This is a genomic window from Rhodococcus sp. 1168, from assembly GCF_002091955.1.
In the GTDB taxonomy this organism is placed as follows: Bacteria; Actinomycetota; Actinomycetes; order Mycobacteriales; family Mycobacteriaceae; genus Rhodococcoides.
In genome coordinates, this window is record NZ_MKKY01000025.1 from 89,934 (window position 1) to 103,007 (window position 13,074).

The 13,074-nt window shown below is 63.5% G+C and carries 15 protein-coding genes; 8 read left to right on the forward strand and 7 right to left on the reverse strand.

Annotation, left to right across the window (positions count from 1 at the left end):
- The first annotated feature begins 49 nt into the window (after positions 1–49).
- Genes BJI47_RS02700 through BJI47_RS02710 form a run of 3 tightly spaced genes read left to right on the forward strand, consistent with a single transcriptional unit; the run spans position 50 to position 2,275 of the window.
- Entirely contained in the window at positions 50–256 is a 207-nt protein-coding gene (locus BJI47_RS02700; protein ID WP_088942267.1) for a hypothetical protein, read from the forward strand.
- A 13-nt stretch (positions 257–269) separates the two neighbouring features.
- Positions 270–974, forward strand: a complete 705-nt coding sequence (locus BJI47_RS02705; protein WP_088942268.1) for a response regulator transcription factor — start codon at positions 270–272, stop codon at positions 972–974.
- On the forward strand, positions 971–2,275 hold the full coding sequence (locus BJI47_RS02710; protein ID WP_088942269.1) for a sensor histidine kinase KdpD: 1,305 nt from the start codon (positions 971–973) through the stop codon (positions 2,273–2,275). Before BJI47_RS02705 ends, BJI47_RS02710 begins: the two co-directional genes overlap by 4 nt.
- 21 nt (positions 2,276–2,296) lie before the next feature.
- Here BJI47_RS02710 and BJI47_RS02715 read toward each other — a convergent pair whose 3' ends face one another.
- Positions 2,297–2,656: an FKBP-type peptidyl-prolyl cis-trans isomerase gene (locus BJI47_RS02715; protein ID WP_088942270.1), complete on the reverse strand. Its 360-nt coding sequence runs from the start codon at positions 2,654–2,656 to the stop codon at positions 2,297–2,299.
- A 160-nt stretch (positions 2,657–2,816) separates the two neighbouring features.
- Here BJI47_RS02715 and BJI47_RS02720 point away from each other — a divergent pair, with 160 nt between their 5' ends.
- Entirely contained in the window at positions 2,817–3,611 is a 795-nt protein-coding gene (locus tag BJI47_RS02720) for a carbon-nitrogen hydrolase family protein (RefSeq protein WP_088942271.1), read from the forward strand.
- Between the two features lie 81 nt (positions 3,612–3,692).
- Here BJI47_RS02720 and BJI47_RS02725 read toward each other — a convergent pair whose 3' ends face one another.
- The 4 genes from BJI47_RS02725 to pdxH form a co-directional block, all read right to left on the reverse strand.
- Positions 3,693–4,991: a citrate synthase gene (locus tag BJI47_RS02725; RefSeq protein WP_088942272.1), complete on the reverse strand. Its 1,299-nt coding sequence runs from the start codon at positions 4,989–4,991 to the stop codon at positions 3,693–3,695.
- A 71-nt stretch (positions 4,992–5,062) separates the two neighbouring features.
- Positions 5,063–6,025 (reverse strand): carbohydrate kinase, encoded by a 963-nt coding sequence (locus tag BJI47_RS02730; protein ID WP_176224639.1) that lies wholly within the window; start codon positions 6,023–6,025, stop codon positions 5,063–5,065.
- The gene (locus BJI47_RS02735) at positions 5,998–6,933 is read right to left on the reverse strand and encodes an aldose 1-epimerase family protein (protein ID WP_088942273.1); all 936 of its coding nucleotides are present in this window, start codon (positions 6,931–6,933) and stop codon (positions 5,998–6,000) included. Before BJI47_RS02735 ends, BJI47_RS02730 begins: the two co-directional genes overlap by 28 nt.
- Positions 6,934–6,992: 59 nt before the next feature.
- Positions 6,993–7,610: a pyridoxamine 5'-phosphate oxidase gene (pdxH, locus tag BJI47_RS02740; protein ID WP_088942319.1), complete on the reverse strand. Its 618-nt coding sequence runs from the start codon at positions 7,608–7,610 to the stop codon at positions 6,993–6,995.
- Between the two features lie 141 nt (positions 7,611–7,751).
- Here pdxH and BJI47_RS02745 point away from each other — a divergent pair, with 141 nt between their 5' ends.
- The 4 genes from BJI47_RS02745 to BJI47_RS02760 all read left to right on the forward strand — a co-directional run bounded on the left by BJI47_RS02745 (position 7,752) and on the right by BJI47_RS02760 (position 12,030).
- Complete coding sequence (locus tag BJI47_RS02745) at positions 7,752–8,870, forward strand: citrate synthase 2 (RefSeq protein WP_088942274.1); 1,119 nt, start codon at positions 7,752–7,754, stop codon at positions 8,868–8,870.
- A gap of 59 nt (positions 8,871–8,929) precedes the next feature.
- Entirely contained in the window at positions 8,930–10,051 is a 1,122-nt protein-coding gene (serC, locus tag BJI47_RS02750) for a phosphoserine transaminase (protein WP_088942275.1), read from the forward strand.
- A 297-nt stretch (positions 10,052–10,348) separates the two neighbouring features.
- Positions 10,349–11,239, forward strand: a complete 891-nt coding sequence (sepH, locus tag BJI47_RS02755) for a septation protein SepH (RefSeq protein WP_088942320.1) — start codon at positions 10,349–10,351, stop codon at positions 11,237–11,239.
- Between the two features lie 98 nt (positions 11,240–11,337).
- Positions 11,338–12,030 (forward strand): hypothetical protein, encoded by a 693-nt coding sequence (locus tag BJI47_RS02760; protein ID WP_368655868.1) that lies wholly within the window; start codon positions 11,338–11,340, stop codon positions 12,028–12,030.
- Here the strand turns inward: BJI47_RS02760 and BJI47_RS02765 are convergent.
- Positions 11,987–12,256 (reverse strand): DUF2537 domain-containing protein, encoded by a 270-nt coding sequence (locus BJI47_RS02765; RefSeq protein WP_088942277.1) that lies wholly within the window; start codon positions 12,254–12,256, stop codon positions 11,987–11,989. The two genes, BJI47_RS02760 and BJI47_RS02765, sit on opposite strands and share 44 nt — an antisense overlap.
- Complete coding sequence (locus BJI47_RS02770; protein WP_088942278.1) at positions 12,253–13,056, reverse strand: RNA methyltransferase; 804 nt, start codon at positions 13,054–13,056, stop codon at positions 12,253–12,255. The genes BJI47_RS02765 and BJI47_RS02770 overlap by 4 nt, the downstream gene beginning before the upstream one ends.
- Positions 13,057–13,074: the final 18 nt, after the last annotated feature.

Below are 13,074 nucleotides of genomic sequence, written 5' to 3' on the forward strand. Positions count from 1 at the left end.
GAAAGAACTCCTCCTACCTTAGGAAATACCCCAAGAGAGGAACTCTTCTATGAGAACTACACCGAGATTCCCCGGCGCACAGTCCTTGGTCGACAGCACCTGCACCTTCGAGAAGTACTACCAGGCCCTGTACGCGCAGGCGCCCGCCGTCGCGTGGTCGCTCGACAACGACCTCGGCCGCCGAAGCGCGCTCGAGGAGTTCTTCGCGAAAACGCCCGAAGACCGCCAGTTGACCGTCGACAGCTGGGCAGCCTAGGCACAATGGGGCAGTGCCCGAATCTGCGACAGTGCTAGTAGTCGACGACGACGACGACGTCCTGTCCTCGCTCCAACGAGGACTTCAGCTCTCCGGCTTCACGGTGATCACCGCCGCCGACGGCGCGGCCGCCCTGACCGTGGTCTCGAGTCGGTTGCCGGACGTCGTCGTCCTGGACATCAACATGCCGATTCTCGACGGCGCGAGTGTCGTGAAGGCCCTGCGTGCGATGGGCAACGATGTGCCGATCTGCGTGCTGAGTGCGCGCGCGTCGGTCGACGATCGAATATCCGGTCTCGAATCCGGCGCCGATGACTATCTGACCAAACCTTTCGTCCTTGCCGAACTCGTCGCCCGCATCAACGCCATGTTGCGAAGACGAGCCAGTGCACCCCCGCCCGCCCCTGCATCGACGTCGGAGATCTCGATCGGTGCACTGTCCATCGATCTGCCCGGGTACCGCGCGCACAGTGGCGGCCGCGAACTCGACCTCACCAAGAGGGAATTCGAGTTGCTGGCCATTCTTGCTCGAAACAAAGGGGTAGTGCTCACGCGCGAGCGGTTGCTCGAACTCGTATGGGGCTACGACTTCGTGGCCGACACCAATGTGGTCGACGTCTTTGTCGGATACCTGCGTCGCAAGCTGGAGGTCGGAGGCGCGCCTCGGGTGCTGCACACGGTTCGCGGCGTCGGTTTCGTTCTTCGGGTGCCCTCATGAGGTTCTCCTTGCGAGCGCGCGTCGCCGCAGCAACGGCACTGGGCGCCACCCTCGTCGTCGCAGCCCTCGCAGTGGTGACCTCGGTTGCCATTTCACGCAACAACGTCAATCAGCTCGACGAGCGGTTGACGACGGCGTCTCAGGCGCTCATCCCCAATGCTGCTGTACTCGAAACATTCCTCGACCAACTGTCCGCGGCGTTCGCCGTGACGATCCGAACCGGCGATATCGTTCGCGCCTCGACACCCATCCAACTTCCAGATCTAGGCGAAGGCTCGGCCACCGTCGATGTGAACGGTCAGCGATTTCGGGTCTACACGACCAAAACTGTGTCCCTGCCGGATATCTCGATCGCTATCGGGGTGCCCGCCATCGAAGCCCAGCAAGTCACCGACGAGCAGCAGAAGCAAGTCATCTTCGTCGGTCTCGGCGCGATCGCCGTCTCGACCGGACTCGGATGGCTGTTCGGTGGACGCGCGGTCCGACCGCTGGTCGAGCTGACCCGCCAGGTCAGCGCACAACCACCGATGCCACCCGACACGAAGACCGGGGTACGCGAAGCCGACGAACTCGCCGTCGCCATCGGCGGAATGCTGCAACGCGTCAACGACGCCCAGGACCGAACGAATGCCGCACTGTCCACAGCCCGCGACTTCGCGGCCGTATCTGCGCACGAGCTACGTACTCCGCTGACCGCGATGCGCACCGATATCGAGGTGCTCAGCACACTCGATCTCGCACCGGCTCAGCGCCAGGAGATCCTGAACGACCTCGAACGCACCCAGGGCCGGGTGGAAACTACACTCGCTGCACTCGAACGACTGGCTTCGGGCGAGTTGTCCAGCGACAGCGACCGCGTCGAGACCGATGTGGTGGAGATCTGCGACATCGCCGCCCAGGACGCCATGCGGCAATATCCGGGATTGGCGGTGCACATCGAGTCCGAACCGTCGGTGTCGATGCGCGCTCTCCCCACCGGAGTTCGGCTGGCGATGGGCAATGCACTGACCAACGCGGTTCGCCACGGCGGCGCTGACGCGGTGACGATCGCGATCGAACGGGACGGCACCCGCGTCACCGTCATCGTCGACGACAACGGAACGGGCCTGCCGGAGGAGGAGCGGAGTTCGGTCTTCGAACGCTTCTACCGCGGTGCTTCCGCAGCCAAGGGTGGTTCCGGACTCGGCCTGGCGCTCGTCGAGCAGCAGGCCGAGCTGCACGGTGGCCACGCTTACTTCACCGACAGCCCTCTGGGCGGCGCCAGGTTGGTTCTCGAACTCGAAGACCAGACCCTGGCGTGAACGTCGACGGGCCCGAAAGGCCTATTTGACGTCGAGCAGGTCGATCACGAACACGAGGGTCTTGCCGGAGAGGCGGTGGCCTGCACCTGCGGGACCGTATGCAAGCTCGGGTGGGATGGTCAGCTGACGTCGGCCGCCGACCTTCATGCCGGGGATTCCGTCCTGCCAGCCCTGGATCAGTCCGCGCAGCGGGAACTGAATCGACTCTCCGCGACTCCACGAGGAGTCGAACTCTTCACCGGAGTCGAACTCGACGCCGATGTAGTGAACTTCCACATTGCCACCTGCAACAGCCTCCGCACCGTCACCTTCGACCAGGTCCACCACGACCAGATCGGTGGGGGGAGGTCCAGCCTGAAACTCGATCACTGGTTTCGTCATTCGCTCGACTTTACGTTGTGCAGGTCAGCGGATCGGAGCAGGTATGAGATTTGCTCTATTCTCGCAGGTCAGCGGATTGGCGTCGGATAACGGTAAGCCAACAACGCGATTGCATACGATTGCGGAGAGCACTCGAGATACGAGAATCAGGAGATCGAAGATGAGCAGAACAATCCGGATCAGCCTCGCGCAAGTCACCAGCGGTACCGAACCGGCCGACAACCTGAAGATCATCGAGACACAGACCCGCGCCGCAGCCGCAGCCGGATCATCGCTCGTCGTGTTCCCCGAAGCCATGATGCGATGCTTCTCCGGCCCGATTCGAGGCGTCGCCGAACCCCTGGACGGCCCGTGGGCCGACGCGGTCCGCGAGATCGCGCAGCGGATCGGCATCACTGTCGTGGCAGGGATGTTCACCCCGGCCGACAACGGCAGAGTCGGTAACACCCTGCTGATCACCGGCCCCAGCACGGACGCGCACTACGACAAGATCCACCTGTTCGACGCCTTCGGTTTCGCCGAATCCGACACCGTCGCACCAGGGTCGGATCCACTGGTTCTCACAATCGACGACGTCGCCGTCGGGTTCGCTACCTGCTACGACCTGCGGTTCCCGGCACTGTTCCAGCGACTTGGAGATCTGGGTGCGGAACTGATCGTCGTGCCCGCATCCTGGGGTTCCGGTCCTGGCAAGGTCGAACAATGGTCGCTGCTGGCACGAGCGCGGGCGCTCGACTCCACCGCCTTCGTCGCCGCCTGCGATCAGGCCGAACCCGACAACGACGGGGGTGCGGCCCCACTGGGCGTCGGTCACAGCGTCGTCAGTTCCCCAACCGGTGAGATCCTCGGTGAACTCGACGCGACGCCTGGCCTGCTCACCGTCGACATCGATGCCGCACTCGTAGCATCGATCCGCGCGAAGCTGCCGGTACTGGCGAACCGTCGGCAGTTCTAGCCCTCGGCTCTTGCCTCGCCGGATACGACGAAAGCCGCCGACTCCTTTCGGAGGCGGCGGCTTTCACGAAGGTTCTGCCGACTAGCGGGAGCCGAGATCCTTGTAGTCCCGCTCGGTGTAACCGGTGTAGATCTGACGCGGACGTCCGATCTTGGTGGTCGGGTCCTCGTGCATTTCGCGCCAGTGCGCAATCCAACCGGGAAGTCGGCCCATGGCGAACAACACCGTGAACATGCGCGGCGGGAAGCCCATCGCGCGGTAGATCAGTCCGGTGTAGAAGTCCACGTTCGGGTAGAGCTTGCGCTCGACGAAGTAGTCGTCGGTCAAAGCGGTCTCTTCCAACTTGAGCGCGATGTCGAGGAGTTCGTCACCGTTACCCAGCTTCGAAAGGATCGTGTGCGCAGTTTCCTTGACCAGCGTCGCGCGCGGATCGAAGCTCTTGTAGACGCGATGCCCGAAGCCCATGAGCTTCACGCCGTCTTCCTTGTTCTTGACGCGATTGACGAAGTCGGTTGCGTCGCCGCCCTCGGCCTTGATCTTGTCGAGCATCTCGAGGACTGCCTGGTTGGCGCCGCCGTGCAGCGGGCCCCACAGCGCGTTGATGCCACCGGAGATGGACGTGAACAGATTCGCATCCGAGGAACCGACGAGACGAACCGTCGACGTCGAACAGTTCTGCTCGTGATCGGCATGCAGGATGAGAAGCATGTCGAGTGCCTTGACGATTTCGGGATCGACCTCGTACGGCTCGGCCGGGAAGCCGAACGTCATACGCAGGAAGTTCTCTACGAGGCTCTTGGAGTTGTCCGGGTACAGGAACGGCTGACCGACGGACTTCTTGTAGGCATACGCCGCGATGGTGGGCAGCTTGGCCAGCAAGCGGATCGTCGACAATTCGACCTGCTCGGGGTCGTCGGGATCCAGCGAATCCTGGTAGTACGCCGACAGCGCGTTGACCGCACTCGACAACACCGGCATCGGGTGCGCGTTGCGCGGGAAACCGTCGAAGAACCGTTTGAGGTCCTCGTGCAGCAGCGTGTGTCGACGGATCTTGTCGGTGAAGATCTCGAGCTGATCATCCGTGGGCAGCTCGCCGTAGATCAGCAAGTAGCTGACCTCGATGAACGAAGACTTACCGGCAAGCTGTTCGATCGGGTACCCGCGATAACGCAGGATTCCCTTGTCACCATCGATGTAGGTGATGGCCGACTTCGTCGACGCAGTGTTGACGAAACCACCGTCGAGCGTCGTGTAGCCGGTGGTAGCCAGCAACTTTCCCAGTTCGATCCCGTCGTTGCCCTCACTTGCCTTGGCAATGGACATGACGTGTTCGCCACCGGGATAGGTGAGGGTGGCTTTTGCTTCATTCTCAGCGGGCACGAATGGTCCCTCTCGAACTCTGGTAACGGACAAGTACTTAGATCGGACATAATCTTCAGTCGATAGAGAAACTAGTCTCTCGGCGCCTCGGACGCCCACGGAGGGTCTGCACCCGGACGCGAAACCGTGATGGCTGCGGCCCGTGCGGCGAACCTCAATGCTCGCTCCCACTCTTCCTCGATCATCTCACCGAGTGCGCGAGATGTGAGAATGTTCTCCTCTTCCAGGAAGCGGAGTAACGCTCCATGAACGGTGTCACCTGCGCCGATGGTATCGACTACGTCCACTGCGACGCCGGGCACGCAGATCTCGCCACTCGCGGTGAACACCGATATGCCGTCGCCGCCGCGAGTCATCACCACCGCGGTGACACCGCTCGCAAGCCAGTCGTCGACCGAAGTGCCCTCCGCACCCGATCCCAGCCAGTGGGAATCGTCTTCCGAGACCTTCAATATGTCGACGGCAGGCAGCCACGTTTTGAATCTCGACCGGAAACCGTCGGCGGTGATGTCCCCGCTCGGACTGTCGATGGCCGCAGGCCTGATGTTCGGGTCGAGCATCGTCAACTTCCCGGCGGTGTGCGCCCGGTGAAGCAACCCGGCGTACACCGAAGCCCCCGGTTCGTACAGCAACGACAACGTGCCGAAAGACAGTGCGGTGATCTCGTCGGGGAGTTGGCCAGGATCAACCACGAGACGGTCGGCCGTGCCGTCGGCATAGAACGAGTACTGCGCACTCCCGTCGTCGGCGAGTGTCGTCATCGCCAACGTCGTCGGTTCCGCGCCTCGCTGCACCCAGGACGTGTCGACACCGGCGTCGCGCAGGCTGCCGAGAATCTGCTCACCGAACGGATCGGTCGACACCCGTGACAGAAAGGCGACCGAGGAACCGAGCCGACCGAGAGTGACCGCGACATTGAACGGTCCCCCGCCGAGCTTCGGCGACAACAACGGGCCCTCGTGCACGGGCACGAGGTCGACGAGCGCTTCGCCACAGACAAGAATCGTCACGCCGACCGATGCTCCATTCCCCATGTCCCGGACCATGACTGTCCCGGTTGCAGAACCAGCAGATCGATCTCGGAGTTCAAGGCGTCGGGCGGGCACGTCATCGGCTCGATCGCCAATGCCCGACCCCGATCCGGATATGCCTGATCGTGCGCAGGATCAGCAGTGAAGACCTGCACCCAGTCGAATTCACGGTCGGTCCACAGCACGGTCGCGGTCCCGTCCGGTGCCCGAAGAATGTGCTGGGCGTGGCTGTCGACGTCGGGCAGTTCGGCACTGAAGGGGGTATCCAGCCAGACGCCCTTCAACGACTTCGGCGTTCGAAAGTCGTATTCCGTTCCGGCGGTCTCCACGGAAGGGCCGTTGGGCAGCATCCGCTTCGGATCGAGCTGTAATCTGGTGCCCGCCGAGAACTCGAGGGTGCATTCGTCCAACGGAACATCCCCGACGCGAACGAAGGTGTGAAAACCCATACCGAACGGTGCCGCAGTGCTTCCGACGTTCTCCGCGGCGGCAGTGATGACCAGTCCGTCGGGTGTCAGCTCGTGCGCAACGGTCAACGTCAACGGATACGGCCACCCCTTCTGCTCACCGATGTCCACCGTCTGTACGACGCGGGCGTCCGTCCGATCGACCACGGTCCACTCGACGCGTCGCACGAACCCGTGACTGGCGTTGTTGCGCGAGGGCTCGGTGATCTCGAGCTGATGCTCGATGCCACCGAAGGTGAATTTGCCGTCGGCGACTCGGTTGGGCCAGGGCGCGAGGACCAGCCCGGCCGACAGCGGGGGCTTCTTCCCCGCTGCATAGGTCTCGGTCAGCGGGGAGCCGTCGAATTCGAGCATGCGCAGGCCTGCACCCGTGGATACGATCTCGGCTCGATACTTCCCACTGACCAGCCGGTAGGTCTTGCTGGCGCTTCGTTCGTCAGGCATGGGTGTCATTGTCCACGCTCGGAGTCCTGTTGGGCGACTCTATAGCGAATGAAGGCAGGTCACGGCTGTAGTCGCTCGACTCCCGACGTCGCGACCGTGTACCGAATTCGGTTGTGCAGACGGTTTGTTCGCCCCTGCCAGAACTCGACGGTATCGGGCAGTACTCGGAACCCACCCCAGTGCGGAGGAACGGGCACCACCTGGCCGTCGAACCTTCGGTCCGCATCCTCGAGCGCCTGCTCGAGCTCTGCCCTCGAACTCACCGGGCGCGACTGTTGCGATGCCCACGCACCCAGCTGCGATCCTCGCGGCCGTGATGCGAAGTACTCGGCCGTGTCCTCGGCGGGCACCCGCTCGACCGCGCCGCGAATGGTCAGCTGACGCCCGATACCGATCCACGGGAACGTCACGGATGCGTAGGGCGTGTGGGTGAGTTGCCTGCCTTTGTCGGAGTCGTAATTGGTATAGAAAACGACGCCGTCCACGTCGAGGCCCTTGCACAGGACCGTGCGCGTCGACGGATGCCCCGCGGCATCGACGGTGGCGAGGACCAGTGCGTTCGGTTCGGGAATGTCGGCATCGATGGCCTCGCTCAACCACTCCTGTGCCACCGGCAGCCAACCGCTGCGCAGTCGGGCGACGTCCAGATCGGTGTCGGTGCCGTAGTCGACACGCAAATCGGCAAGGTGTGGTTCTCGGTTCGGCACGAACCCAGACGCTACTCCCGAGTACGACCGGCTAAAGTTCTCCCTGGAGAGAAAAGCCCGGACGCGGCCCGGCTGGAGCCGGGCATTACGGTTACGAGGAGAGTCCAGGCAATGGCTGTTCAACAGGTCCCCGAAGATTTCGTCAGTGGCCTCGAGGGCGTCGTCGCCTTCACCACCGACATCGCCGAACCGGACAAAGACGGTGGTGCACTGCGTTATCGCGGCGTCGATATCGAAGACCTCGTATCCAAGCGTGTGACGTTCGGCAACGTATGGGCACTGCTCGTCGACGGCACATTCGGCTCCGGGCTGCCGCCCGCCGAGCCTTTTCCGCTCCCGGTCCACACCGGCGACGTCCGCGTGGACGTCCAAGCAGGGCTTGCGATGCTCGCACCGATCTGGGGCTATGAGCCGCTACTGGACATCGACGACGCCACCGCCCGCGACCAGCTCGCCCGCGCGTCCGTGATGGCACTGTCCTACGTTGCACAGTCCGCTCGCGGAATCCACCAGCCTGCTGTGCCGCAGAAACAGATCGATCAGTGTGAAACCGTCACTGCACGCTTCATGACTCGCTGGAAGGGTGACCCGGACCCGGCACACACCGAGGCTATCGACGCCTACTGGGTCTCCGCGGCCGAGCACGGTATGAATGCTTCGACGTTCACCGCGAGGGTCATCGCCTCCACCGGCGCCGACGTCGCCGCGGCCCTCTCCGGAGCGATCGGCGCCATGTCCGGCCCGTTGCACGGTGGCGCACCGGCCCGAGTACTGCCGATGATCGAAGAGGTCGAGAAGTCCGACGATCCCCGCGGACTCGTCAAGGGAATCCTCGATCGCAAAGAAAAGCTCATGGGCTTCGGACACCGTGTCTACCGCGCCGAGGATCCCCGCGCCCGGGTGCTGCGCGCGACCGCGAAGCGACTCGGTGCACCCCGTTACGAGGCCGCTGCCGCACTGGAGCAGGCCGCACTCGCCGAACTGCGTGAGCGTCGCCCCGACCGCGCAATCGAAACCAACGTCGAGTTCTGGGCCGCGGTCATCCTCGATTTCGCCGAGGTTCCCCCGCACATGATGCCCGCGATGTTCACCTGTGGCCGGACCGCCGGCTGGTGCGCACACATCATGGAACAGAAACGACTCGGCAAGCTCGTCCGCCCCGCCGCCATATACACCGGGCCTGCGCCCCGCACCCCCGAATCCGTCGACGGGTGGGGCCGAATCGCCTGAGACCGGGTCCGACTACCCTGTAGGTGCCATATCCCCTCGACGCTAGGATGCGCTACTCAATGGCCGAATTGCCGATCATTCCCACCGAACTTCTGCCCGCCGACGGACGGTTCGGTTGCGGACCCTCCAAGGTTCGCCCTGAGCAGCTGCAGTCCTTGGTCGACGTCGGCGCATCCGTCTTCGGCACCAGCCACCGCCAGAAACCCGTCAAGGACGTCGTTGCGCGGGTGCGTAGTGGCCTGCGGGACCTGTTCACGCTGCCCGACGGCTACGAGGTAGTTCTCGGCAACGGTGGCACCACCGCGTTCTGGGATGCCGCGGCCTTCGGACTCATCCGCGAGAAGTCCCTGCACCTCACCAACGGCGAGTTCAGCTCGAAGTTCGCCTCGGTCGCCAAGAACAACCCGTTCATCGGCGATCCGATCGTCGTCAAGGCAGAGCCAGGCAGTGCTCCCGAGCCCACGTCGGATCCGTCGGTCGACCTGATCGGCTGGGCGCACAACGAGACGTCGACGGGCGTCGCGATCCCGGTGAGCCGGCCTGCCGGTTCCGAGAATGCACTCATCGCGATCGATGCGACGTCGGGTGCGGGCGGTCTGCCGGTCAACGTTGCCGACTCCGACGTCTACTACTTCGCTCCGCAGAAGTGCTTCGCCGCCGACGGTGGCCTGTGGGTTGCCCTGATGAGCCCGGCTGCACTCGAGCGCGTCAGTGAAATCCAGACTTCGGGCCGTTGGGTTCCGGACTTCCTGTCGTTGCCGATTGCGATCGACAACAGCAGCAAGGACCAGACCTACAACACCCCGGCAGTGGCGACGCTCCTGATGTTCGCCAATCAGATCGAGTGGCTCAACAGCCAGGGTGGTCTGGACTGGGCAACCAAGCGCACAGCGGACTCGTCGTCACGCTTGTACGACTGGGCCGAGAAGAGCGATTTCGCCACTCCGTTCGTGTCGAACCCGGCACACCGAAGCCAGGTCGTGGGCACCATCGACTTCGACGAAAAGGTCGACGCTGCTCAGGTGGCCAAGGTTCTTCGCGCCAACGGCGTCGTCGACACCGAGCCTTACCGCAAGCTCGGACGCAACCAGTTGCGCGTCGGGATGTTCCCGGCCATCGAACCGGACGACATCACGGCACTGACCAAGAGCATCGATTGGGTCGTTTCCACACTGAGCTAGCAGAACGCTCACAGCTCGGGCGCTGCCGAAGAGGCTTGCGCTTGCGGATACGTTTCGCAAGCGTAACGACCTCGGAGGGAGCGCCCGTTGCGCGTTTCACCGAGAGTCGATAGCCAAGGGCGCCAACACCTTTGATGGCCCCTTCGCCGAAGCACCACAGCAGGACCATGCAATGACTACGCTCATGACTCACGAGCATCGGTGATGCCGCACGCGTGTCGGAGACACATCGTCGATCACGATTGGATTACTGTCGAACTGGACGATATCGCGAGTCGGCGCGATGAGGAGGTCAAGGTGCGAGATCTACGTGTGGTCGGTCTCGAACCCGACGGTCAGCACGTCATTTGCGCAGATCCAACCACCGGCGACAGATTCCGGCTTCCAGCCGACGACAAGCTCCGCGCGGCCTCTCGCGGCGACATCGCTCGACTAGGACAGATTGAGATCCAAATGGACAGTGTGCTCAGGCCCAGGGAGATCCAGGCTCGTATCCGCGGCGGGGCTACCGTCGAGCAGGTTGCAGAAGAATCGGGAATGGCATTGAGCCGGGTAGAGGTCTTCGCCCATCCGGTACTTCTCGAACGGTCCCAGGCATCCAGCATGGCGCAAGCCGGCCACCCTCTTCGTCACGACGGCCCTGCCGTCCAAACTCTGGCCGAGATCGTCGCACTCGCGTTTCGCGCTCGCGGCCACCACCTCGGCGAAGCAACGTGGGACGCGTGGCGCGACGAGGACAACAAGTGGGTAGCTCAGCTGAAGTGGCAGGCGGGCCGGACGACCAACAAGGCGCATTGGCAATACCTTCCCGACGGCCACGGTGGCACCATCACTGCACTCGATGATGCGGCAGCGGAGCTGATCGACCCGGACTTCGGGCGGCAGTTGCGCGGACTCGCTCCGGTGCGCTCGCTGGCAATCGAAGAAGAGACTTCCGAGGAATCCTTCGACGAGTACTACGGCACCACCGCGGACAGTGAGATCGAGAACCCCGCACCGGAGAACCCGGCGCAAGAGATCGCTGTTCCGGAGCGCGCCGCATCAGAGGTGGCCGAGCCCCCGGTGCCCACTGTCGCCGAGTCGAAGCAGCACGAGTCTCCTGTGCCGAAGAAAGACAAGAAGGGTAAGCCCGCAATGCCCTCGTGGGAGGACGTTCTGCTGGGTGTCCGCAGCAGCGGACACAATTGACATGTTGATGGGTTGACGTTCGATCGAGAAGGGTGCCAGGAGTGGGGGCCAAAGCATCAACTGTCTGGTACGTCGATACTCCTGACCCGATCGCAGTCTTGAGATCCGCTACGACATCGGACTGGGATACTGCGTCGGCGCTGGCCGGGCGCCTGTTCCCCGATTGCGTAGCCGTTCCGACCCAGCTTTCCCCGGTGTCGGCCGCGGCCGGGGTCGGCCCCGACGAGGTCTACATCGGGGCGTATCCGGGCGTTACGGTTGTTTGTTCGGCCGATTTGGCCGTCGCCACTCCGTCGTCTTTGCCCGAGCCCTGGATTCGTCCTTTGGCGTCCGAGCACACGTATCTCGTGATGACGGACCCGGAGACGGCGTGGGGTGCCTTCGCATATTGGGAACGCGGCACACTACGACGTTCGTTCAGCGCGACTCCGATCTACATCTACGAGGACTCCGGTCTGCCGCTGGTGTGGGAGCGAGAGTTCTGGGCCGGGGAGCACCCGTTGATCTATCCGTCCGGTGTCATGCCGGACCCACTCTCGCTTCCGTTCCACCCACAGGAATTTGCCGAAGCAGCCAACTCCGAATGGCTTGGCTACCGCTACACCGGCGCGCCACGCGGTGACGAGTTCGATCCGATCTCGTTGCAGGTGTGTGGTTTCACCATGTATGTGCCCGGTCAGGAACCCCGACGGGTCGAACGGACCCCACCCGAAGCGACGCCACCCGAGCCGATGCCGGATCGCTCGTTCATGCGGTGGTTGAAACGGAAATCCCTAGAACCACGAAGCTGAGGACGGCACCGGCACAGGTTCCGTACACGAGCCAGCGCCACAGCGGCGTGTGCCGAAAGCGCAACACGGTCGGCGCAGCTCCACCGACGACGATCAAGTTGATCCCCACTGCCAAGAAGACGTTGACGGCTGCGAGCTCGAGCCCGAACGCTGTCAGCGCGGCTCCGACGAGAACAGCTGCGAAGAGCGCAACCGGAACGCCGGTATAGGCGACGTGCTCGGTCACTGCACGCGCACCCGTTCGTAGAAAGCCATCGCAGCGGCGGTGGCCACATTGAGCGAGTCGGTATCGGGCGCCATCGGAATTCTCGCGCGAACGTCGGTAGCGCGCATCGCATGTTCGGTCAGCCCCGGCCCCTCGGCGCCGAGCAGCAACGCCACCTTCTCCCCCGTCATCGCCTCGGCAAGAGGAATCGCCGACGGATTCGGCGTCAACGAGATGATCTGAAAGCCGCTGTCGCGCAGCATCTTCAAGCCCCGCGGCCAGTCCGGAACGCGCGTGAAAGGAACCCGAAGTACGTGTCCCATTGACACCCGTACGGAACGACGATAGAGGGGGTCGGCGCAAGCCGCCCCAAAAAGCACGGCGTCCACGCCGAGGCCTGCGGCGTTACGGAACATAGCGCCGAGATTCTCGTGGTCGTTGACGCCCTCGAGCACGACGACAGTCCTGGCATCGCGGACCACGTCGGCGATGTCGAGTTCCGGGGGCCGACTCGCCACGGAGAGCACACCACGGTTCAGGTGAAATCCGACGACTTCGGCCATCACCTCGGCACTGGTCCGATAGAACGGCACATCCACCCCGTCGAGGCGTGAACCCAGTTCTACGAGCCTGCGGTCGACGCCGAGCAGGCTGATCGTGGGGAACCGCGAGGTCAACAACCGCTCGGTCACCAGAACACCCTCGGCAATCACCAGCCCCTTCCCGTCGGGGAGGTCCGGTCTACGGTCGGAGGAATTGAGATCGCGAAAGTCGTCGAGTCGCGGATCGGCAGGGTCGTCGATGTCGATTACGTTTACCACGTGTCCATCTTGGCATCT